This window comes from Bacillus sp. FSL E2-8900 (assembly GCF_037966225.1).
Classification (GTDB): domain Bacteria; phylum Bacillota; class Bacilli; order Bacillales; family Bacillaceae_G; genus Bacillus_A; species Bacillus_A cereus.
The window spans coordinates 4,400,404-4,421,476 of the sequence record NZ_CP150193.1 but is presented as its reverse complement, the minus strand read 5'-3'; the positions used below and the strand labels follow the sequence as shown (position 1 = coordinate 4,421,476).

Genomic DNA, 21,073 nt, shown 5'->3' with positions numbered 1-21,073 from the left:
CCTCTATTTCTTAATAACGCTTTCGGCAATTTTTGTATTGACGAGCGCTTCATGTGGGACTTCTTTTTGTAATTCACCAGCGTCTTTCATAATCGTTTGGAGCTGTTTCCATTCTTCCGCATCTAGTAGTGGATTTGTCGCATAAGAATGTTGCTTTTTATACCGTTCAATTACTTTTACTGTAATGTCTTTTGAAGTGTCTTTAAATAGCGGGGAAACAGCATCAGCAATCTCTTCTGGACTATGTGTATCAACCCATTGCTGTGCTTTATAGAGCGCACGTGTGAACTTTTCAGCAGCAGCTTTATCTTTCTTTAAGAAACTTTCTTTTGCCATGAATGTTGTATAAGGAACAGTACCAGATTCATTTCCGAATGAAGCGACGATATAACCTTTACCTTCTTTTTCGAATATGCTTGCAGTCGGTTCAAAGAGCTGGACAAACTCTCCTGTACCAGATGCAAAGGCATTTGCAATATTAGCAAATTCGATATTTTGAATTAAGTTCGTATCTTTGCGAGGATCAATGCCATTTTTCTTTAAAACGTATTCCCCAACCATTTGCGGCATGCCGCCTTTACGCTGTCCTAAAAATGTAACACCTTTTACGTCATTCCAATTAAAAGAGTCTAGTTTTTTACGTGAAACTAAAAATGTCCCATCTGTTTGTGTAAGTTGTGCAAAGTTAATGACAGGGTCTTTCGCTCCTTGTTGATGAACGTAAATAGATGTTTCAGAACCGACGAGAGCAATATCAATTCCGCCAGATAATAGGGTGGTCATCGTTTTATCGCCACCAGCTGTTGTTTGTAGGTCAATATTTAGTCCTTCATCTTTAAAAAATCCTTTTTCAATCCCGACATATAATGGGGCATAGAAGAGAGAATGGGTAACTTCGCCGACGCGAATGTTTTGGGTTTGTTCTTTCGTACTTTCTTTTTTACTACTACAAGCAGCAAAAGTAAAAACAGCTAGTAACATGATGCAAAAAATCGCGATTAATTTTTTCACTATATAACACCTCCCAGAAGTCACTCTACAAGCATGATATGTAGGTAAGTGCCCATATGTGAGTGTAGATAGCAGGAATTTTTTTGGAGGTAAAGAAGTACAAATATAAGGGGTGATAAAATGGAGTACGAATACGATGATAGCGTACATTTACATCTTGATTATTTCGGGACAGAATGTGATATGGAATCGATTGCTTATAAGAGGAAGAATGAAGACGTATGGGATGTGTATTTTAATTTTGGAGTATACGGTATTCAGAAAGACGATGTAGAGTTAGGTAGGTTTATGGATGAATATGCCGGTTATTACGTTTTTTCTGTACATGCTCGCGACCTTAGTTGGGAATTTGGAAGTGCCCAGTTTGAAGAGTGGGTTTTGAAAAATCGGATAGTAGAAAAAACGCTACAAAAATAGGAGGAATTTTGTGATTGGATTTCTCATCTTATTATTTATTTTTGTGGCCGGATTTTTTATTATGCAAATGCTTATTTACCGATTTGTAAAGAAAAACATCCATAAATATACAAAAATAAAATGGTTTCATATGTGGCTACATATGAATATGAAAAAAAAAGGCCCGAGATTAGATTTTTTTGATTTTGTAGTTACAGTACTCGTATGTATCGTATGGAAAATATGGCTGCTTCCTTTTATATAATACACATGCTAATCATCTTCTCTTTTATCATAAAATAACGAAAAGAACCTGTCTTGTGGCGGGTTCTTTTCGTTATAGTAATAGTTGTAAAAAACTTGCATTTATACATAAAACAGTGAGTGGTGTTGTGAAAGATATTTTGACAAATACAGAAACACATACATACGGAATTAAAGTGTAATTACAGAATGGACAAATTGGCCGTGTGTAAAGTGTGGGGAATAAGAAAGAGGTCGTCCAACGGTGGACGACCTCTTTCTTATTATGCTTGGTTAGTGCGGAAGAATGGAAGTTTCTGCACAATGTGAATTAATCCGTATGCAAGAATTAAGCACATAAGAGGATTAATGAAAAATCCATAGCGATTAATTGCTAAGAATAAGTTTGAGAAGATAATGTAAATAATAGAACTTGCTACTAGCATCATAACGCGTTTATGTTTAAATGAATTTAGCATGAAGCAGAAGCTGCTCAAGAATGTACCGATGATAAACACTCTATGACATAGTTGCATAAAGTTGTGAATACGGTATTGGTCTACAGCAGGAGCTGTTTTGAATAATTCAATTGTTTTACCGACAGTGAACCAAGAGAACCAATAAGTGAAGTCCGTCTTAAATCCGTTCTTGATTAATTCTTTTGCGTATGCACCTTTGTCATCTAAGCCTTTAGCTCTCATTTCATTTACTATATTTTCATATCCAATTTTATTAAATGGATCTGCACCGGCAATTAGTGGATCTGCACCTTGGGTTGAGAATAAAATAAATTGGTTGAGTGCTAAGTAGTTACGAACAACCCATGCGCCAATAATAAAGAAAGGTCCGATAAACCATAACAATCCGATTCGAATGGAGTCTTTAAATCCATATGTAAATAACACAACAAGAACAGGAATGAGCATCATTGGAGCTGGATTTGGACGGAACATAAGTAAAATTGAAACGACAATTCCAAACCATATATGGAATTTCACTTTATTGTATTTCCATGCGAGAACAAATACATATACACATAACGCCAATAAGAATATGGATGGAACTTCTGTTAGCAATGTACGGAAGTATGTATAGTTACTTGGATAAATAGCATATAAAATACTTGCAACAATTCCATAAATGTTTTTTTCGAACAATTCTTTTCCTATTAAGAATACTAATAGCACTGTGCAAAGGTTCATGATCATGTTAATAACAGTTGCTACGTAATAGTAAGGAATTGATGTAATATCAGAAATAATCATAGCGCCAGCTAATAGTAATGGCTGACCTGGTGTAATATATGCATTTTTTCCTGGAACTTCACTAGGTTCTAAATACACATAACCAAATACACCATGTTTTAATAGTTGTTCAGCTGTTAACGAATAGTTAAAGGCATCATTTGCACCATATGTTACTTTGACTAACTCTCCATCTAATCCTGGCTGTTTTACTAAACAAAAAACGTGCAACAGGAAAGAAAGCGCCAAAATTACATATACCGCTTTAGGCAAACTCTTAAACTTAGTAAGCAAAAATGAGCAACTCCTTTTTTATTAATTCTTTCGTATTTTTATGTGAAATCTTTAATAGTATTAAGGATTTCCAAAACATAGTTATTATATCATAAAGTGGAATGCTGAAATTAAGTTTTTCAAGAATGAGTAATTTGTATGCCACAATTTAACTGTTGATTAAGGGAATATTAAGACAATACATTTATGATAGAAACAAGTATGCAGACGAAATATGTAATATATGTTATTTTAATAGAAATAGTTCTTTCGATGCGGGGGAAATTAAGACATAGAAACGAGGGAATGAATTGAAGTATGGTTCTACACTTTTTCATCTTCCAAAAAGAAATATATTAATTTCTAGCATTATAAGTAGTATGGTGACTTTATTAGTAATAACTATGCTGTTTATGATTTTAAAGGTTTTCAATTTAGACATGATGAAAGATCATTTAAATCAAAAGCTTGTTTTAAGTGTTATGATGATTTTCGTATGGGGCATAACGTTTTATATTACGCATTTCAATAAAAAAGAGATGTCTATACTTAGAGCATCCCTACGAGTGCATTTTATATTATTTTTGCTAGCTCATACAGTAGCGTTATTTTATATTGTCATGCAAGTTAATATGAGTTTCATAGAGGCAATGAATTGGATTTACTTTTATAATATGCAGTTTATATTAAGTTTTGTAGTAATTTATGCAATATATATTCTTGTATATAATTTAATAGGTAAGGTTTTTCTAAGTATGGTTTTAACGAGCTGTACGTTAGTCATTTTATGTATTGTGAATTATTTGAAGCTTATTTTCAGAGGTGATCCGTTATATCCTTCTGATTTCACACAAATTACGCATATGCAATCTGTTATACCGATGGTGATGGACTATTTTAGTTGGAGTTATATTTTTGTCATTATCGTAAGTATCGTAGCTTGTATTGTAGCAGGGATATATATGAGAAGGTATATTCAAAATGTAAAGATTCATCTAGGAATAAGAGCCTTATTAGTAGTAGGATCTATTTTTGTTCTATATGCGTATGGTAATTTTGCGAATACATTTATGAATAAAGTATTTCAAAAATCAGGTGTAGATTTTGTTTTGTGGAATCAAAATGAGAACTATGCTTCAAATGGTTTTGTACTTGGGTTTATTAGCAATTTAGATACAACAGTTATGGAAAAACCAAAAAATTATTCTAAAGAAAATATGCTTCAAATAGCAAACGATATAAAAAAACAATATAGTGGAAATATAGGGAGCCAAAATAAAAAAGAGAAACCGAATATTATTTTTGTAATGAGTGAATCGTTTTGGGATCCGACGAAAGTAACTAACCTTTCTTTTAGTGAAGATCCTGTACCAAATTTACATCATTATATAGAAAACTTTCCTGGTGGACAAACTATTTCTCCTACATTTGGGGGGAATACGGCGAACGTTGAATTTGAGGCATTAACAAGTTATTCAATGAGTTTGTTAAAGCCAGGTTCTATACCATATCAGCAGGTTATTACAAATAAGAAAGAAATTCCATCAATTCCTACAGCGTTGAAAAAAGAAGGTTATTATACAAGTGCAATTCATTCATTTGGTCGCACATTCTTTAAACGTGATGATGTATATAAGGTGTTAGGGTTTGATAAGTTTAATGCAGAGGACACGATGGAAAATGTGGATATTGATGGAGATTATATTAGTGATTTAGCGATGAGTAAAGAGATAATTGCTGAGTTAGAGAAACAAAAACAACCTACATTTATTCATGCAGTTACGATGCAAAATCATTTTCCATTTACAGAGGGCCGATTTGGTGAAAACCTAATCGAAATTAGTGGTCTAGAAAATGAAGAATCAAAGGGAGAATTAGAGACGTATACAGAAGGATTAAGACGTTCAGATGAGGCTCTTCAATATTTAATAGAGCAACTAGATAATTTTGATAGACCTACATTATTAGTATTCTTTGGAGATCATCTTCCATCATTAGGAACAAATAAATCTTTTTATAAAGAAAATGGGTATATAACGAATGAAAAAACACCGAATGAACGTTTAGCGATGGCGCAAACACCGCTATTAATGTATGCAAACTTTGATATGCCAAATGATAATTTAGGTTTAGTAAGCCCAATTCATTTTTCTAATCTTATTTTTGATTATGCAGGATTAAATAAATCCTTATTTTATCAATTTTTATCGGAACTTTACAAGGAAATACCAGTGCTTAGAGATGAATTAAAAGTTGATAAAAATGGAGAAGTAATCAATGATTTAACAAAGAAACAAAAAGAAATGTTAGAGCAATATAAAATGCTTCAATATGATTTACTCGTTGGAAATCAATATAGTAAAGATATCCTCTTTAAATAAAAGAAACAAAAAGAACTTGTATAACGATACAAGTTCTTTTTTCATAGTATTTAACGGGGTAACCAGACAAGCTGGGTTTAGGGAGTATTACTTGTACATTTAGTATATATGAAAATGTAATCGTTTTATTTGTGTATTTGTGAGAAATATGTGAATTTTATGTTTTGTGAAAAATCGATTGTGTTAACTTTCGTTCTTGTATTGCAGTTGTTATGCATGTAAAAATTTTATCAGTTCTTTATTTAATTCATCCGCTTGATCGATTGGTGAACCATGACCACTATTTGTAAGAGCATGTAACTGAGAATTTTTAATTCGTTGCTGCGTAAGCTCAGCACTTTTGTAAGGAATTAGTTGGTCGTGAACGCCGTGGAAGATTTTTGTTGGGACGTTAATTTTATTTAAATCTTTCGTTACATCTTCATTTGCAGCTGCTTGTAAAATTTTTATAAGGGCATAAGAAGCGGACTGCATACCGAGATAAGAAAACCATTCAAGGGTTGCAGCCCCTAAGTTTCTATTAAAAAAGGATAAAGATACATCATTTAAAAATTTTGGTAAATTAGCATACATTTGATTAATGAGAGCATCTGCTTGTTCTTTCGGTACACCGTAAGGGGACTCTTGATTTTTAACGAAAGAGGGGGAGACAGCGTCAATTAATGCGAGCTTAGAAATGCGGCGCCCATTATAGCGAGACATATAGCGAATAGAAAGAGCACCACCAACTGAGAAACCGACTAATGTAGCGTTCTCTACTTGAAGTGCTTCCAGAACAATTGCGATATCATCCGCTAATCGATCATACGTGTAACCAGTCCATGGCTTATCAGATTGTCCATTCCCTCGTATATCCATGGCGATACAGCGAAAGCCATGCTCTGGTAAAACATTGAGTTGATATTGGTACATTTGATGATTTAAAGGCCATCCGTGAACGAAGAAAACAGTCTTACTACCTGGCCCAGGATTAATGTCTTGCACAAAAATATGCACATCTTTCTCGACAGTAACAAACATAAATTTCCCCCTATTTTATGAATATGCTCTATCCCAAAAGCGTTGTTTTGTCATAGCTTTAATAAATTCATTTGCTAGCCTTGTAGGGTCTTGTTCTATTAAAATACCAGGCTTTCCTTCGATATTTAAAGATTGAATAATAGAAGAGCCGTTTTGGAAGGAGCCAATCGGCTTAAAGTGATTATATGATTCTACGACAAATGAACTTACTTTGTTAAGAAAATGATCATCCATCATAAAGGAGTGGTGAGCTTGTTAAGAAAATATCATTTACTTCCCACTGTCCATTTGGCGTTCCCTGCACTATGCCTAAGCGTTCGGAAACGATCACTGGCAGTTAAAGAGTTTTCATTGTTTGAAATTTTAACACCTGTATTTGTTGTCATTTCCTTTCCTTCGTTTTCACGCGTAAAAGATTGGAGTTGTTCGGTCTTTTTATTTTTTTTGCCATCCATAAAAAACACCTCCCATAATATACGTATTAATGATCATAGATTTTATGCTCTGTATATAGTCTAAATATATTGCGTTTTTGGTACGATTTTCCTCAAATGTTCGATTTATCTTTGTTTGTCTATGAAAATCATTTATTATAATAAATGGTATTCTTCGAGATATTATTTTGAAGGGGTGTTGAAGTGAAAGAAAGTTTTCTATCATATAAAGAAGAAGAAAGAAATGCAAAAATCCTTTTATGGGTGTTATATGTCATTGTTATTGTATATCAAATTTTCTATGCAATCGTATTAGAAGATAAATCAATAATGGATAAGGGATATAATATAATATGGCAAGTTATTTGCGGAGTAGCAATACTGTGCGTGAATATATATTTAATGAAAAAAGAGAAGGCAAACCTTGTTAAATATGCATGGATATTTGCATACATAGGGATAGAACTCGCTAATATATTTTCGTATGTTTTTTATAATAAGGCGGCGTTTGATGCGACAAATATAATAGAAATTATTCTCATTTTCTTTGTACCTATATTTTTAAATAAAAAATTCTATGTGTTTTTACTTTCCTCTATTGTAGGAAAATATTTAATTTATTTATTTGTATTAGAGGAAGTAAAAGCATTTATGTTCCTTATTATGTATACACTTATGTTAATAGCTGCATATATCATTTTAAACCGATTTTTACAATATCTTTCAGCTGTAAAGGAAAGTATTGCGATTGCTAGTGAATCACAGAAATTAGCAGTAATCGGAAAAATGGCAGCGACGGTTGGACATGAAATTAAAAATCCACTTGCTTCATTAAAAGGATTTACGCAATTACAACGAGAGAAGCATGAAGAGGATCCTATTTATAAACGTATGATTTTTGAAATAGAAAATATGAATAATATGATAAGTGAGTTAATGGAAGTTGCTACATGCAAACCTTCTATTTATAAGAAACATGATGTAGGAAAAATTGTATTACAAGTAATAACAAGTCTTCGTGAAAAAATAGATGAATTAAACATTCAGTTTATTTCTAATGTGGAAGAAAAAACAATAGAAGTTGAATGTGATGAACGAAAAATAAGAGGAGTCTTTTTATATACGATAAAAAATGCTTTAGAGGCAATGGGACAAGGTGGCATATTACATTTACAATTAGAAAATAAAGGGAAAGAATATGTAATGATCAGTGTGATCGATAATGGTCATGGTATTAAGCAAGAAAACTTACCCCGTGTTACAGAGGCCTTTTATACAACGAAACAAGATAAAATTGGTCTGGGACTGACGGTAGCGAATCGAATTGTCGCCGAGCACCTTGGTGAGTTGCATATTTCAAGTGAAAAAGATACTGGAACGAGAATAGACATCATTCTCCCAAGGAAGTGTGGAAATACTGAAATCCAAGTGGAAGAAAAGCTAGGAGTTACCATATGAATAAAGGCTATATATTTAAAAATGAAGAAATAAAGGCGCTGAAAGCATTTTTAAGTTTATTTTTTATTATATTTTTCGTATATGATCTTGCCTATGAATTTATCGTACCGTTAATCGGTGGAGAGCAAGAAGGTGTAGGAGAGTTTGAAGATGGTTTAGGTTTATGGCTTTACTTTTTGATGGTGGTATTGTTTTGCATTGGAATATACTTTATGAAATGGAAGAATGCTTTTGCGGTAAAGTATATTATTCTAATTGGCTATAATGTATTAGATTGTATCCATAACATTATGATTTATTATGGTAGCGATGCAGAATTTGACGGTGGAAATATAGTAGAAGGATTTTTTATTTTGTTTGCACCAATCTTTGTGAATAAAAGATATTTCTGGTTAGTTCCAGCGATACTTATCGGAAAGTATGCTCTTACAGGAATCATTATTCAATCTTCTCTCGTTTTAATCCCAATGGCATTATATAGCGTATTTACTATCATATGTTGGATTATATTTTTAAGGGTTCAGTCTTATGTTCGTACGCTTGAGATGATGGACAAAGAAATAAAACAGACAGAAAAACTAGCAGCTGTTGGAAAGATGGCAACGGTTATTGGTTATAAGATTAGAAGACCTTTAGCAAACTTAAAAAAACTTGTGAATAAACAAGCAGACAAGCATCCAGAGGATAAAATTTATAGTGATATTATGAAACAAGAAGTAGATCGGATTCATATAATTGCTACAGAACTTAGTGGATTTGAGAAATCTAAATCACTAGAATCAGAAACTCATAACATACAAGAAATTATTTCTTATGTTATTCGAGTTATGGAAAAGCCAGCTTTAAAACAAGGAGTCTACATACAAGGTATTTACAGTAAAGACTTACCATCAATTATATGTGATGAAAAACGATTAAAACAGGTCTTTTTTAATTTAATCAAAAATGCAATTGAAGCAATGTCAGTTGGCGGAACAATTACGATTAAAGTTACTGTAAAAGATGGAATCATCGTTCAAGTGAAAGATGAGGGATGCGGCATTCCGAAAGATAAAATTCCAAAGTTAAATGAAGCCTTTTATACAACGAAAGAAACAGGAACTGGTCTAGGTTTAGTAGTTACAGAAAAAATTATTAAAGACCACAACGGTAAAATGAGTTTTGAAAGTGAAGTTGGGGTTGGAACGACGGTTGAAGTTATGTTACCACTGCATTAACTACAAAAAACATCACTTATTTGGAAGTGATGTTTTTGTGTTCTTCTTAGGTAGACGTTCTAAAAAAGAGGACGATAACGAAAAATAATATATTGATAGTGTAAAAAGAAAATAATGGATGTTTTACTATGAAAAATATATAATGGCTTTGTCTGTTATTTGTTGTAGTTCATTTATATTTCTATTTGTTGACCCGAATTTCGGGTCTTTTTTTATGAAATGAATTGCTATATATCAGTAATTAGAAAAATAGAATATACAGCACTTGCAGCATGAATATAAAGAGCGGTTGTATCCTCCCCAAAAAATAGGTTTCCAGCTGTAATACTGGTAGCACCAGTAAAGTCGGTGCTATCAGTAGGTTCGTTTTTCGGCACAACGAAAGCATTTACGTAGGTACATGTGCTTTCTCATTTATCTATTTTTCTGTGGTCGATTTATTGTGTATATAAATTTAAAAAATGATAGTGTTAGAGCCACCATTTCTCCTGCGGAAGCAAAATAACATCCACATCAAAATTCTCTTTAAACCAATCATACATCAATGTCTCTTTCACTAAATATTCAGAGGCAGAGTGTGACACACCAATTAGAGACATATTCGTTTCTTTTACATAATCCATAATGAGCGAGTATTTATGTCTGCCGTAATCATTGTCGATATGGCAATGGATTTCTCCTGTAATATATGCTTCAGCACCTTTTTCTTCTGCTTCCTTCATTAAAGATACAACATCGCCACATCCAGCGATAATTGAGATTTTTTTGATGGAATCATGTCGTTTACCTTCGAAGTCTGTGTAAGGAATTTGGAAGAGTTGTTTTAGATGTTTTTGGAGTGCTTCTGTTGATGTTTCATCTATTTCACAAATAAGGCCAACTGGTTCTTGTTCTGGACCTCCATATGCAAAGTCGTCCACTACAGTAGCGTTTAATGCTTTTGCAATTGAAATACTCGTTCCATGTGTTTGATGAAAATCCATTGGTACGTGACATGTATATATAGAAAGTTGTTTTTCTTTTATTCCTTGCAAATATTTTTCAGGAATTGGTAAGAAACCGCGGCCTGATCTTCCAAGCGGATCACCGCACTCCATTACAAGGGGATGGTGCATAAAGAGTAAATCACCGGGTGTGGATTGTGAAATGAATGTTTCAAGAACGTCATCTGTAGGGAATACAGCTAAAAATACTTTGTTTACATTTTCAGATCCGTGCATCATAAGGCCGTTAAATAAATCTACAAAATTTGCTTCGAAAAATTGTTGCCAAGGAAATTTGATAGGATCATATACGGCTGGGATAAATCGACTAAAGGCACTATCTTTTCCGTATTTTTCAATTTGGAATAAGTGATCGAGTGATTGCTCTATTTTTTTAAGGCTGGCATGTTTGATAATCCTCCTTAAGATGATTCTTGCTTTATGAGTTGTTTGTATTCTTCGTAGCAAAATAAGAAGCGGATAGGAAACAAATAAAACCTAGAATCCAGCTAATAGAAGGAGAATAGGGAAGTACATGCTGTAATAGCATTCCGCTAGAAATGAAGAAACTACTAAATACACCTAATAACATGGGATATCGTTGTAGTTTGAACACAGATAGTAAACATCCTTTCTCCTGCATGAACTACTCATAAAAGCTCGATTGCTGAAACTTTATCACATACATTGTATATTAGTCTTAATTTTCTGTATATAACTTTTAAGAAAAATGGTGATACAATATATGAATGATAAGAGAAGAGAGGATGAAGATTAACATATGTACGTTACTGTAACAGAAGCAGCATATAAAAAGATTATGGATACGATTCCAAGTGAAGCGAAATATATAAAGTTATTTTATGATAATGAAGGTTGCGGTTGTGTTATGAGCGGAATCATCGATTTAGTAGCTGTAGCAGAGAAAGATGAGCGCGATGTGGATATTGAATCAAGCACAATGAACTTTATCGCTGATCGTACAAAGCTTGTATTTATGGACGATAAGTTAACGGTTGATTGGCATGAAGGTGGAGGAACTTTTCAGTTGAAGAGCCCAAGCCAGTTTTATAATCCAAATATGAAATTACACGTTCGAGTATAGTAAAGGTGAGTCCAAAATGTATTTTGGACTCACTTTTTTTATTTTATAAGTCGCTATTATTGTCGATAAGTCGATATATTGAAAAAATCGCTGATATAAATGGAGTTGCGCTGATATATTTGGGAAATCGCCGATATAATTTCATTTACCAAAACGTTTTATATAATAAAAAGATTTTTTCACATAATGAAATGTACATGTGATTGAATTTTCTGTATAATCTTCTTTGCGGAGGGGATACGCATGAGAAGATGGGGAATTGAGTTATTAATTTTAAGTGTTGTTATTATTTGGGGGATTAACTATACAATTGCGAAGTATGGACTTTTAGAATTTACAGCAATTGAGTTTACTGCACTTCGTATGATGGCGGCGGCACCGCTTCTGTTACTCCTTACCTTTTGTATTGAAAAGTCGGTTTATATGGAGCGAACGGATATACCTAGATTAATTATCGTTAGCGTTGTAGGTATTGTACTGTATCAAACGTTATTTATGGAAACTGTCAAATATACATCCGCTACAAATGCCTCTTTACTCATTTCTATTTCACCTATTTTTACAACTGCATTTGCGATTTTCTTGAAACAAGAAAAGTTTTCTTCTCGAAAGTTAATCGGTTCTATGACTGCCTTTGTTGGTGCAGCCTTAGTTTTAGTAGCAGGACATTCACTTACTAGTTCTTTTTATGGCAATGGAATTGGACTTATTACATCAATATGCTGGGGGCTTTATCCTGTTTTAGCAGGACCATTAATTAAAAAATATTCAGCATTACGTGTTACTGCATGGTCTGCATTAGTGGGTGCGATTCCGCTATTATTGTTAAGTGGTCCACATGTATTTGTCATGCCATTTCACATTACTCACGGAATGACACTATTTGCTTTACTATATTCTATTTTCTTTGTAACAGTATTCGGTTTAGTAATGTGGTATGTTGGTGTTCAAAAAATTGGGGCGTCACATACGATGGTATATATGTATATAACGCCGCTTGTAGCTGTTTTATTTGCAGCTGTCTGGGCAAATGAATATGTATCGTTTCAACAGATCATCGGTGGAATTATCATTTTTGTCGGTCTATGGTTTGTGAAATCGGAGAAAGTAAAAGTTCATTCTATTGCAGGGGAACCTATATCAAAATAGGAAAACAGATCACCTATGATCTGCTTTCCTATTTTTTTATTTTTGGTAAGAAGATGAGAAACAAGATAGCAGTAATAAGTGGAATTAAGTTTAAAAATGGAATACGGAAGAGTGTAATAAGAATAATACCTGGAAGAAGAACACCGAGGACAGCGTAAAAAATGCTATGATTTTTCGTGTACCAATACAATGAAAGTCCAATAAGTGCAGGGATAATGAGGTGAATGAGAGCCATTAAAAAATAAATCATTAGACGCCCCCTTTATTTGTGTGCTTATTACATCATATCCGTATGTTCATAGATTGATATCATTTTTTTCATAAATGGACGAAAAAAGTTTGAAAAACCGTCACAAAATATGAGAATATGATGTTTGAAATCTTGTATAATATTATTTTCTAAAAACATTTAAACAACATAAACATACTGTTTATGTTGTTTTTAATTTGAATGAAATGAATGTAAGGAATATGAATTTGAAAGAAATTTTTTGTTGGATAGATAAGAACGAATGAAGAGAGGTACAGCATGATTAGTATGTCACTAAGATCATTTAAAATCCAATCGTATTATATACTAGGTATTTTGTTACTAGGTTGGATGTTAACACCGTTTTCAGCACACTTTTTAGGCGCTGGAATTGGGCTTATTGTAAGTATGTATTGCGTTTGGCTTTTAGGCAGAAGAATTGAGAAGCTTGGAGATAGTATTGTAAAGAAGACGAAAGCACCGACACTCGGTATGTTTAACCGTTTTGCAGCTGCCATTTTGGGTGCTATTATTATGTACGAAATTGAGCACCACATGGTTATGTGGGCATTTGCAGTAGGGATTATGGGTGGGTATTTCTTAATCGTTGTGAATTTAGGTTACTATAGCATGAAAGATGAGAAAGAACTAACAAAGAGCTAAAAAGATAAAAGACTTCTTTTTAGATGGAATAGATGATCCAGTCACGAATAGAAGCGGTCAGGGCCTTTTTTAGCCCCATACGATGTGAAACCCGAGAGATGTAGTGAGTAGGGATATAATGTATATATTCGAAGCTGTAATTTTATAATCTAGGTCACAGATGAAGAGATTAGCGTTTCACTTTATATAAGATATAGAAAGAAGCTTACGTTTTCACGTAAGCTTCTTTTTTATGTAAGTGTGTGTAACCGTTAAGCCGCATTGGGTTTTGTCGGTGAGTACGCGAAACTTTACGGTTACACGACACTTATTCATATGAGTAAAGGGTTATTTCAACAGAAGTTTTAATTTAAGCGATTGGACCGCCTAAGTTAATAATGTCTTCAGATACGCTGTCGAATTTTTTGAAGTTAGCTTTGAATTCATTTGCAAGTTCGATTGCTTTTGCTTTGTAAGCAGCTTTATCAGCCCAAGTTTGTTCAGGCATTAACACTTCGTCAGGTACACCTGGTACGTGAAGTGGAACTTCAAGACCGAAGATATCATGTTTAGCTGTTTCAGTTTTCGCAAGTTCACCGTTTAATGCAGCTTGAATCATTGCACGAGTGTAACCTAAGTTCATACGTTTACCAACGCCGTATTCGCCACCAGTCCAGCCAGTGTTTACTAAGAATACTTTCGCATCATGTTTCTCGATTTTTTCACCAAGCATTTCAGCGTAGCGAGATGCATCAAGTGGTAAGAATGGTGAACCGAAGCAAGTTGAGAATGTAGCTTGCGGAGAAGTAACGCCGCGCTCTGTTCCTGCTAGTTTACTAGTGTAACCACTTAAGAAATGATACATAGCTTGCTCTTTTGATAACTTACTGATTGGAGGCAATACGCCAGATGCATCAGCAGTTAAGAAAATAATTGTATTTGGGTGTCCAGCAACACTTGGCAGTACGATATTGTCGATCGCATGCATAGGGTATGCAGCACGAGTATTTTCTGTTAAAGTAGTATCGTTGTAGTCCGCGATACGCGTTTGGTCATTAATGATAACGTTTTCTAAAACAGATCCAAATGTGATTGCATCGAAAATTTGTGGTTCTTTCTCGTGAGAAAGGTTTACACATTTCGCGTAGCAACCGCCTTCAATATTGAATACACCGTTATCAGACCAACCGTGCTCATCATCACCGATTAATTTACGGTTTGGATCAGCAGATAATGTTGTTTTACCTGTTCCAGATAAACCGAAGAATAGTGCTACGTCGCCTTCTTCACCTACGTTTGCAGAGCAATGCATAGAAAGAATATCTTGTTCAGGTAGTAAGAAGTTCATAATAGAGAAGATTGATTTTTTCATTTCTCCAGCGTATTCTGTACCACCAATTAGTACAATACGTTTTTCGAATGAAACCATAATGAATGCTTCAGAGTTTGTACCGTCAACAGCTGGATCAGCTTTGAAGTTCGGTGCAGAAACAATTGTGAACCCTGACTCATGAGTTGTTAATTCTTCTTCAGTTGGACGAATGAATAATTGATGTACAAATAAATTGTGCCATGCATATTCATTAATAACTTGAATTGGTAGGCGGTAATTGCGGTCAGCGCCTGCAAATCCTTTGAAGACGAATAACTCTTCTTTTTCTTTTAAGTATTCTAAAACTTTAGTATATAATTTATTAAAATGTTCTTCAGAAATCGGTTGGTTCACAGCTCCCCAAGCAATTTTGTCAGCAACCGATGCTTCTTTCACAATAAATTTATCTTTAGGAGAACGTCCTGTATATTTTCCAGTTGAAGCAGAAACGGCACCAGTAGAAGTTAATTTCCCTTCATTTCGCATTAATACTTTTTCCACTAATTGCGGAACACTTAGTTGAATCTGTGCATTGCTTCCGTTCAATAATTCGTGTAAACCAATTTGGACATTCACAGTACTCATATTTATATACCATCCTTTTCATTTAATGAAATATTTCTCGTAATCCCCAACAAGAGTATAACACAATTATATAAATAATGTATACTATTTATTTCTTTTTGTTTGTGTGAATGCATTATTTCCCTATTAATATTTCATTTCAGGCGTATTGAGAAAAACTTTCAGGAAAATGTGAATATTAATTGACAAATGAATATCATTTCTTTAGTATAGGTTGGGACGGATACTCTCTTATCCCGAGCTGGCGGAGGGACAGGCCCGATGAAGCCCAGCAACCTCACTTGTATTGATAAATGCAGGTGAATAGGTGCTAAAACCTGTGCGAGGCTACAGGTCTCGAACGATAAGAGCGAAGGGCAAAAAGCAGTATGCAAGTAGCAAATTAAACCTTTCCTCTATGTAAAGTAGGAAAGGTTTTTCTGTATGCTTGTGTGGGAGAATAAATGTATGTCGCAGTTTGTGGCAAATTAAGGATGAGTTCCGTACAATATATACAATTACTGTAGGGAGGTTTACCACATGACAAAAAAACGTCATCTGTTCACATCTGAGTCTGTAACTGAAGGACATCCAGATAAAATTTGTGACCAAATTTCTGATTCAATTTTAGATGCGATCTTATCAAAAGACGCAAATGCACGTGTAGCTTGTGAAACAACTGTAACAACTGGTTTAGTATTGGTAGCGGGGGAAATTACGACTTCTACTTACGTAGATATTCCAAAAATCGTTCGTGAAACAATTCAAGGCATTGGTTACACACGCGCAAAATACGGATTCGATGCAGAAACTTGTGCAGTTTTAACATCTATCGATGAGCAATCTGCTGACATCGCTATGGGTGTTGACCAAGCGCTAGAAGCACGCGAAGGTCAAATGACTGACGCTGAGATTGAGGCAATTGGTGCAGGAGACCAAGGTTTAATGTTTGGTTTCGCATGTAATGAAACACAAGAGTTAATGCCACTTCCAATCTCGCTTGCTCACAAATTAGCTCGCCGTTTAACTGAAGTACGTAAAGATGATACATTATCATACCTACGTCCGGATGGAAAAACGCAAGTTACAGTTGAGTATGATGAAAATGGTAAACCAGTACGTGTTGATACTATCGTAATTTCTACACAACATCACCCAGATGTTACATGGGAAGAAATCGATCGCGACTTAAAAGAGCACGTAATTAAAGCTGTAGTACCAGCAGAATTAATGGATGGAGAAACGAAATTCTTCATTAACCCAACTGGCCGCTTCGTAATTGGTGGACCACAAGGTGATGCTGGTTTAACAGGACGTAAAATCATCGTTGATACTTACGGTGGATACGCTCGCCACGGTGGCGGTGCATTCTCTGGTAAAGATGCAACGAAAGTTGACCGTTCTGCAGCATATGCAGCTCGTTATGTTGCGAAAAACATCGTAGCAGCTGGTCTTGCTGAAAAAGCAGAAGTACAACTTGCATACGCAATCGGTGTAGCACAACCAGTATCAATTTCAGTTGATACATTCGGCACTGGTAAAGTATCTGAAGACGTATTAGTAGAACTAGTTCGTAACAACTTCGATCTTCGCCCAGCTGGTATTATTAAAATGCTAGATTTACGTCGCCCAATTTACAAACAAACAGCAGCTTACGGCCACTTCGGACGTACTGATGTAGATCTATCATGGGAACGTACAGACAAAGCAGCAGCTTTAAAAGAGCAAGCTGGTCTATAATATATGAAAAAAAGCTTTGCGCGGTGAGCGCAAAGCTTTTTTTATTTATAATTACGTTGGAATAAAGCGAAGAGTTCAATGTCATGCCAATTGCCATTGCGGAATATAGCTTCTTTACAAGTTCCTTCATGTTGAAAACCGAGTGATTTATATAATTTAATTGCTCTATCGTTAAAAGAAAATACTCGTAAAGAAAGGCGATGTAAATTTAATTCTAAAAATGCATAATCCAATAATAAGGTGAAAGCTTCCTTCCCATAACCTTGCCCCCAGTAATCCTTGTTACCAATATCAATAATACATTCAGCGTTTCGGTTATACGAATCAATATGAATTAAAGAAGTAATACCAATTGAAAGATGCGTAGATTTTTCTTCAATGATATAGCTCTTAGAGTCCGCAGAATGAATAAATTGCTGGCAAAGTTTTTCTGTGTCTTGAAGGGAATATTTATCAAGAGTGAGAGTAGTTGAACTCATAACGTCTATATCATTATGCCATTTATAATATGTTAGAATATCATCTTCGGAAAACTTTCGTAACTGGATACGGTTTGATTTAAACAATGTAAGTCCTCCTTTTGTATTTCCTTTTCACATGATTTACAAAGGATTGGTTTCTTCTGGAACATATGTAATCAACCTTTCATTTGACGTGCTTTACCTGCGCAAAATGCACTGCTTAGTAAAAATAGTGTCGCGAATATAATGCTTACTAATGTAGCGTATGGAATTGCGCCTTTTAAGGAAAAGCCGACAGTGATTGAAGCGATGAATAAGAGGATAAATGTTGTTGTTAATTTTTTATAAAGTTCCATACTATGTAGACCTCCAATTTATTTTTTAGTACAAGTTTTAAAATTGAATTCTATTATGTAGAAAATATAAAGAGTAGCTAAAGATGTGTAGTCTAGGAGTATAAGAAAGTGCACTTTCCTTTTTGTGGGTTAGTATACTTATATTGTATCATGGCGCATGATTGGCTTCATACATAATTGTGTAAAGGTATGTATGATAAAATGAAGAAAAGTCTTTAAGAAAGGAAAGATAAAAAATGAGTGTAACTGAACATAAAAAACAAGCTCCAAAAGAAGTGCGTTGCAAGATCGTGACGATTTCCGATACACGTACGGAAGAAACAGATAAGAGCGGACAACTATTACATGAATTGTTAAAAGAAGCGGGACATAAAGTAACTTCTTATGAAATTGTAAAAGATGATAAAGAAAGTATCCAGCAAGCAGTGTTAGCTGGTTATCATAAGGAAGATGTAGATGTTATATTAACAAATGGCGGTACTGGTATTACGAAACGCGATGTCACAATTGAAGCAGTATCAGCGTTATTAGATAAAGAAATTGTTGGATTTGGTGAGCTGTTCCGTATGATTAGTTATTTAGAAGATATCGGAAGCAGCGCAATGTTAAGTAGAGCGATTGGTGGTACAATTGGGCGCAAAGTAGTCTTCTCGATGCCAGGGTCTAGCGGAGCGGTTCGCCTTGCGATGAATAAATTAATTTTACCGGAATTAGGTCATATTACATTTGAGCTGCATCGCCAATGAGTAAGTATGCTGGAATTGTATTAGCAGGTGGTATGTCGAGTAGATTCGGTGAGCCGAAAGCGTTAGCAATTTGGAAGGGAACTACTTTTGTTGAGCATATTGTGAAAGTGATGGGAAATACTTTGCAAGACATTGTAGTAATTAGCCATACTGATATAAAAGAGCGAGTAGAGCAATTCGTACAAGTACCTGTTATAGAAGACATTCCGCACTATAAAGGAAATGGACCGCTTGCCGGCATTGTATCAGGTATGGAATACATAGAAGCAGATTGGTATGCTATTATGCCTTGCGATGCGCCAAATGTTTCGCATGAATGGTTTACCATTTTACTGGAGCAAACGAACAATGAATATGATGCGGTTGTACCTATTATTAATGGAAGAAAACAACCGCTACTTGCGGCGTATCATAACCGCGTGAAAGAAAAGATTTATGCTTTACTTCAGGAAGAAAAAAGAAGTATGGGGCAGCTTTTATCACAATGTAATGTGAAGTATGTTTCTGGAGAAGATGTACAAGCGAATGCGGATTGGTTTATAAATGTAAATACGAAAGAAGAATATGGGCAGGCTCAAAAAGACCTTTCAAATGAATGAAAGGTTTTTTTGATATACAGAATTGGGGAACAATTGCTGTATAAAGGTATGTGAGTAAGTTGATTTTAAGGGGAATTCTTAAAATCATTATACAGTTAAAATACTGTATAACCATATATTAATTTTTATGGGTTTTTATTACAAGTCTGTTTAGTTATGTTTATTTTTGATATAATTAATATAGAAATAAAACAATGCTTAACCTTATGTATCATTTATTAAACTAAAATTTATGACCATGTAATAAACTCCCTTCGTTTTTTTGAAGGGAGTTTTTCTATTTAAGCAAGCAACTCTGATGCGTTATGCTGAAGGACTTCTTCATATTGGTTAAGCAAGCCACGAAAGATCTCATCCCAGCTCTTTGATTTCGCAAAAGATGAAGCTGCTATTCCCATCTGCTCAAGTTTTTCTTCATTTTGTAATAAAAAATAAATGGATGATAGAAATGCATCTTCATTTTTAGGCGGACAAAGAACTCCCGTTTTTCCATCTGTAATAATATTTTTAACCCCGCCACTATTTGCACCAATAACAGGTGTACCGCATGCGAGTGATTCAAGTACGACATTTCCGAATGTTTCAGTAGCTGATGGAAATACCATTATGTTAGAACAAGCATATGCTTCAGCTAAATCTGCACTTTGTAAATAGCCAGTAAAAGTGATATTTGTTTTCGGAACAGCTTCACGTAAACTTGTTGCTAGAGGACCGTCTCCTGCTATAAGCCAATGAATGTCGCTTCGAGTATGTGCTGATTTAACGATAAGATTTTGCAACGTATCAATATCTTTCTCAGGAGCAATCCGTCCAACATAGGAAAGGACGTACTTCGCTGTAATATTATATTTTTTTCGGAATAGGTCTGTATTGTAAGATGGATGAAAGAGATTGCAATCTACACCACGTCCCCAAATAGAGAGGGCCTGAAAGCCTTTATGTTTTAATTGATGTAATGTTTCAGGAGAGGGTACAAAATTTTTTTGCATATGACTATGAAACCATTTTAAATAGTTCCACAGCATATTGGAGAGGAATTCGATTTTGTAATAACGTAAATAGGCATCGAAATCAGTATGATAAGAACCGACAACTGGGATGTTTAACTTTTTTGCATAATACAATCCACAAAGTCCCATGTTGAAAGGTGTGGCAATGTGAATAATGTCAGGTTTAAAGGAAAGTAGTTCCCGTTTAATGCGCGGAGTAGGAAAAGAAAAACGACATTCTGGATATAATATTGTTAACGGGATACTTCTCATCTTATTCACATTCGCTACAAAATTATCTTCAGCTGTATGCTGAGGGGCGAAAACAGAATAGGCGATCTGTTCTTTCTGAAAATATCGTGTTAATCGCTCTAACGTTTTCGCAACCCCGTTAACTTGTGGCGTAAAAGTATCGGTAAAAATGGCGACTCTCATCATAT

21 protein-coding genes, 2 pseudogenes and 1 riboswitch are annotated in these 21,073 nt (G+C 34.5%); of the genes and pseudogenes, 12 read left to right on the top strand and 11 right to left on the bottom strand.

Translation table 11 applies throughout. The features are described 5' to 3' along the window. Nucleotides 1-3: 3 nt before the first annotated feature. Nucleotides 4-1,011 (bottom strand): ABC transporter substrate-binding protein, encoded by a 1,008-nt coding sequence (locus NST90_RS22650; RefSeq protein ID WP_000733152.1) that lies wholly within the window; start codon nt 1,009-1,011, stop codon nt 4-6. A 120-nt stretch (nt 1,012-1,131) separates the two neighbouring features. On the opposite strand from NST90_RS22650, the gene NST90_RS22645 reads away from it, so the two are divergent. The 3 genes and pseudogenes from NST90_RS22645 to NST90_RS22635 form a co-directional block, all read left to right on the top strand. Next, a complete protein-coding gene (locus NST90_RS22645) occupies nt 1,132-1,428 on the top strand; it encodes a DUF3986 family protein (protein WP_000455580.1) in 297 nt (98 codons plus the stop codon). A gap of 10 nt (nt 1,429-1,438) precedes the next feature. Next, entirely contained in the window at nt 1,439-1,672 is a 234-nt protein-coding gene (locus tag NST90_RS22640) for a hypothetical protein (RefSeq protein WP_044307036.1), read from the top strand. A 109-nt stretch (nt 1,673-1,781) separates the two neighbouring features. After that, nucleotides 1,782-1,853: pseudogene (locus tag NST90_RS22635) on the top strand (DUF2196 domain-containing protein); the annotation flags it as partial. 81 nt (nt 1,854-1,934) lie between these two features. Here the strand turns inward: NST90_RS22635 and NST90_RS22630 are convergent. Continuing rightward, nucleotides 1,935-3,188: a glycosyltransferase family 39 protein gene (locus NST90_RS22630; protein WP_000956221.1), complete on the bottom strand. Its 1,254-nt coding sequence runs from the start codon at nt 3,186-3,188 to the stop codon at nt 1,935-1,937. A gap of 290 nt (nt 3,189-3,478) precedes the next feature. Here NST90_RS22630 and NST90_RS22625 point away from each other — a divergent pair, with 290 nt between their 5' ends. Next, the gene (locus NST90_RS22625; RefSeq protein WP_000873636.1) at nt 3,479-5,548 is read left to right on the top strand and encodes an LTA synthase family protein; all 2,070 of its coding nucleotides are present in this window, start codon (nt 3,479-3,481) and stop codon (nt 5,546-5,548) included. Between the two features lie 210 nt (nt 5,549-5,758). On the opposite strand, the gene NST90_RS22620 is transcribed toward NST90_RS22625, so the two are convergent. The 3 genes and pseudogenes from NST90_RS22620 to NST90_RS22610 form a co-directional block, all read right to left on the bottom strand. Continuing rightward, entirely contained in the window at nt 5,759-6,568 is an 810-nt protein-coding gene (locus NST90_RS22620; protein ID WP_000498260.1) for an alpha/beta hydrolase, read from the bottom strand. Between the two features lie 15 nt (nt 6,569-6,583). Continuing rightward, nucleotides 6,584-6,902, bottom strand: a pseudogene (locus NST90_RS22615) (catalase); the annotation flags it as partial. Beyond that, nucleotides 6,835-7,023, bottom strand: coding sequence for a hypothetical protein (locus NST90_RS22610; protein WP_025710005.1), 189 nt, complete (start codon nt 7,021-7,023; stop codon nt 6,835-6,837). The gene NST90_RS22610 and the pseudogene NST90_RS22615, both read right to left, overlap by 68 nt. Before the next feature lie 183 nt (nt 7,024-7,206). Here NST90_RS22610 and NST90_RS22605 point away from each other — a divergent pair, with 183 nt between their 5' ends. Then, nucleotides 7,207-8,460, top strand: coding sequence for an ATP-binding protein (locus tag NST90_RS22605; RefSeq protein WP_000664890.1), 1,254 nt, complete (start codon nt 7,207-7,209; stop codon nt 8,458-8,460). Further along, complete coding sequence (locus tag NST90_RS22600) at nt 8,457-9,677, top strand: ATP-binding protein (RefSeq protein ID WP_001032627.1); 1,221 nt, start codon at nt 8,457-8,459, stop codon at nt 9,675-9,677. The genes NST90_RS22605 and NST90_RS22600 overlap by 4 nt, the downstream gene beginning before the upstream one ends. 470 nt (nt 9,678-10,147) lie before the next feature. On the opposite strand, the gene NST90_RS22595 is transcribed toward NST90_RS22600, so the two are convergent. Further along, on the bottom strand, nt 10,148-10,897 hold the full coding sequence (locus NST90_RS22595) for a Nif3-like dinuclear metal center hexameric protein (RefSeq protein ID WP_046393040.1): 750 nt from the start codon (nt 10,895-10,897) through the stop codon (nt 10,148-10,150). 544 nt (nt 10,898-11,441) lie between these two features. Here NST90_RS22595 and NST90_RS22590 point away from each other — a divergent pair. Both NST90_RS22590 and NST90_RS22585 read left to right on the top strand, forming a co-directional pair. Continuing rightward, nucleotides 11,442-11,765 (top strand): iron-sulfur cluster biosynthesis family protein, encoded by a 324-nt coding sequence (locus NST90_RS22590; RefSeq protein ID WP_000289570.1) that lies wholly within the window; start codon nt 11,442-11,444, stop codon nt 11,763-11,765. A gap of 243 nt (nt 11,766-12,008) precedes the next feature. Then, nucleotides 12,009-12,914 carry an EamA family transporter gene (locus NST90_RS22585; RefSeq protein ID WP_001255411.1) on the top strand — a complete coding sequence of 302 codons (906 nt, stop codon included), beginning with the start codon at nt 12,009-12,011 and terminating at the stop codon, nt 12,912-12,914. A gap of 28 nt (nt 12,915-12,942) precedes the next feature. On the opposite strand, the gene NST90_RS22580 is transcribed toward NST90_RS22585, so the two are convergent. Next, on the bottom strand, nt 12,943-13,164 hold the full coding sequence (locus NST90_RS22580; protein WP_000639042.1) for a hypothetical protein: 222 nt from the start codon (nt 13,162-13,164) through the stop codon (nt 12,943-12,945). Between the two features lie 279 nt (nt 13,165-13,443). Here NST90_RS22580 and NST90_RS22575 point away from each other — a divergent pair, with 279 nt between their 5' ends. Beyond that, the gene (locus tag NST90_RS22575; protein ID WP_000624926.1) at nt 13,444-13,827 is read left to right on the top strand and encodes an ATP synthase subunit I; all 384 of its coding nucleotides are present in this window, start codon (nt 13,444-13,446) and stop codon (nt 13,825-13,827) included. Nucleotides 13,828-14,176: 349 nt separating this feature from the next. Here the strand turns inward: NST90_RS22575 and pckA are convergent, their stop codons facing one another. Further along, complete coding sequence (pckA, locus tag NST90_RS22570) at nt 14,177-15,763, bottom strand: phosphoenolpyruvate carboxykinase (ATP) (protein WP_000108815.1); 1,587 nt, start codon at nt 15,761-15,763, stop codon at nt 14,177-14,179. 228 nt (nt 15,764-15,991) lie between these two features. Continuing rightward, nucleotides 15,992-16,113: riboswitch (SAM riboswitch) on the top strand. A 169-nt stretch (nt 16,114-16,282) separates the two neighbouring features. Between pckA and metK the strand changes: the two genes are divergently transcribed. Then, nucleotides 16,283-17,482, top strand: a complete 1,200-nt coding sequence (metK, locus tag NST90_RS22565) for a methionine adenosyltransferase (protein ID WP_000163123.1) — start codon at nt 16,283-16,285, stop codon at nt 17,480-17,482. Between the two features lie 41 nt (nt 17,483-17,523). Here the strand turns inward: metK and NST90_RS22560 are convergent, their stop codons facing one another. Both NST90_RS22560 and NST90_RS22555 read right to left on the bottom strand, forming a co-directional pair. Further along, nucleotides 17,524-18,048, bottom strand: coding sequence for a GNAT family protein (locus tag NST90_RS22560; protein ID WP_000477130.1), 525 nt, complete (start codon nt 18,046-18,048; stop codon nt 17,524-17,526). Nucleotides 18,049-18,119: 71 nt separating this feature from the next. After that, the gene (locus NST90_RS22555; RefSeq protein ID WP_000424797.1) at nt 18,120-18,299 is read right to left on the bottom strand and encodes a hypothetical protein; all 180 of its coding nucleotides are present in this window, start codon (nt 18,297-18,299) and stop codon (nt 18,120-18,122) included. 236 nt (nt 18,300-18,535) lie between these two features. On the opposite strand from NST90_RS22555, the gene NST90_RS22550 reads away from it, so the two are divergent. Both NST90_RS22550 and NST90_RS22545 read left to right on the top strand, forming a co-directional pair. Then, on the top strand, nt 18,536-19,045 hold the full coding sequence (locus tag NST90_RS22550) for a molybdenum cofactor biosynthesis protein B (protein WP_000117123.1): 510 nt from the start codon (nt 18,536-18,538) through the stop codon (nt 19,043-19,045). Continuing rightward, nucleotides 19,042-19,644 carry a molybdenum cofactor guanylyltransferase gene (locus NST90_RS22545; protein WP_000049595.1) on the top strand — a complete coding sequence of 201 codons (603 nt, stop codon included), beginning with the start codon at nt 19,042-19,044 and terminating at the stop codon, nt 19,642-19,644. The genes NST90_RS22550 and NST90_RS22545 overlap by 4 nt, the downstream gene beginning before the upstream one ends. A gap of 281 nt (nt 19,645-19,925) precedes the next feature. Here the strand turns inward: NST90_RS22545 and NST90_RS22540 are convergent, their stop codons facing one another. Further along, on the bottom strand, nt 19,926-21,068 hold the full coding sequence (locus tag NST90_RS22540; RefSeq protein WP_001261646.1) for a glycosyltransferase family 1 protein: 1,143 nt from the start codon (nt 21,066-21,068) through the stop codon (nt 19,926-19,928). Between the last annotated feature and the right edge of the window lie 5 nt (nt 21,069-21,073).

Bases quoted from the DNA above. Each gene is read 5' to 3' on its own strand.
- NST90_RS22645 (WP_000455580.1), top strand. From the start codon at position 1,132: ATGGAGTACGAATACGATGATAGCGTACATTTACATCTTGATTATTTC.
- NST90_RS22620 (WP_000498260.1), bottom strand. From the start codon at position 6,568: ATGTTTGTTACTGTCGAGAAAGATGTGCATATTTTTGTGCAAGACATT.
- NST90_RS22610 (WP_025710005.1), bottom strand. From the start codon at position 7,023: ATGGATGGCAAAAAAAATAAAAAGACCGAACAACTCCAATCTTTTACG.
- NST90_RS22600 (WP_001032627.1), top strand. From the start codon at position 8,457: ATGAATAAAGGCTATATATTTAAAAATGAAGAAATAAAGGCGCTGAAA.
- NST90_RS22595 (WP_046393040.1), bottom strand. From the start codon at position 10,897: ATGCACGGATCTGAAAATGTAAACAAAGTATTTTTAGCTGTATTCCCT.
- NST90_RS22590 (WP_000289570.1), top strand. From the start codon at position 11,442: ATGTACGTTACTGTAACAGAAGCAGCATATAAAAAGATTATGGATACG.
- NST90_RS22585 (WP_001255411.1), top strand. From the start codon at position 12,009: ATGAGAAGATGGGGAATTGAGTTATTAATTTTAAGTGTTGTTATTATT.
- NST90_RS22580 (WP_000639042.1), bottom strand. From the start codon at position 13,164: ATGATTTATTTTTTAATGGCTCTCATTCACCTCATTATCCCTGCACTT.
- NST90_RS22575 (WP_000624926.1), top strand. From the start codon at position 13,444: ATGATTAGTATGTCACTAAGATCATTTAAAATCCAATCGTATTATATA.
- pckA (WP_000108815.1), bottom strand. From the start codon at position 15,763: ATGAGTACTGTGAATGTCCAAATTGGTTTACACGAATTATTGAACGGA.
- metK (WP_000163123.1), top strand. From the start codon at position 16,283: ATGACAAAAAAACGTCATCTGTTCACATCTGAGTCTGTAACTGAAGGA.
- NST90_RS22555 (WP_000424797.1), bottom strand. From the start codon at position 18,299: ATGGAACTTTATAAAAAATTAACAACAACATTTATCCTCTTATTCATC.
- NST90_RS22550 (WP_000117123.1), top strand. From the start codon at position 18,536: ATGAGTGTAACTGAACATAAAAAACAAGCTCCAAAAGAAGTGCGTTGC.
- NST90_RS22545 (WP_000049595.1), top strand. From the start codon at position 19,042: ATGAGTAAGTATGCTGGAATTGTATTAGCAGGTGGTATGTCGAGTAGA.
- NST90_RS22540 (WP_001261646.1), bottom strand. From the start codon at position 21,068: ATGAGAGTCGCCATTTTTACCGATACTTTTACGCCACAAGTTAACGGG.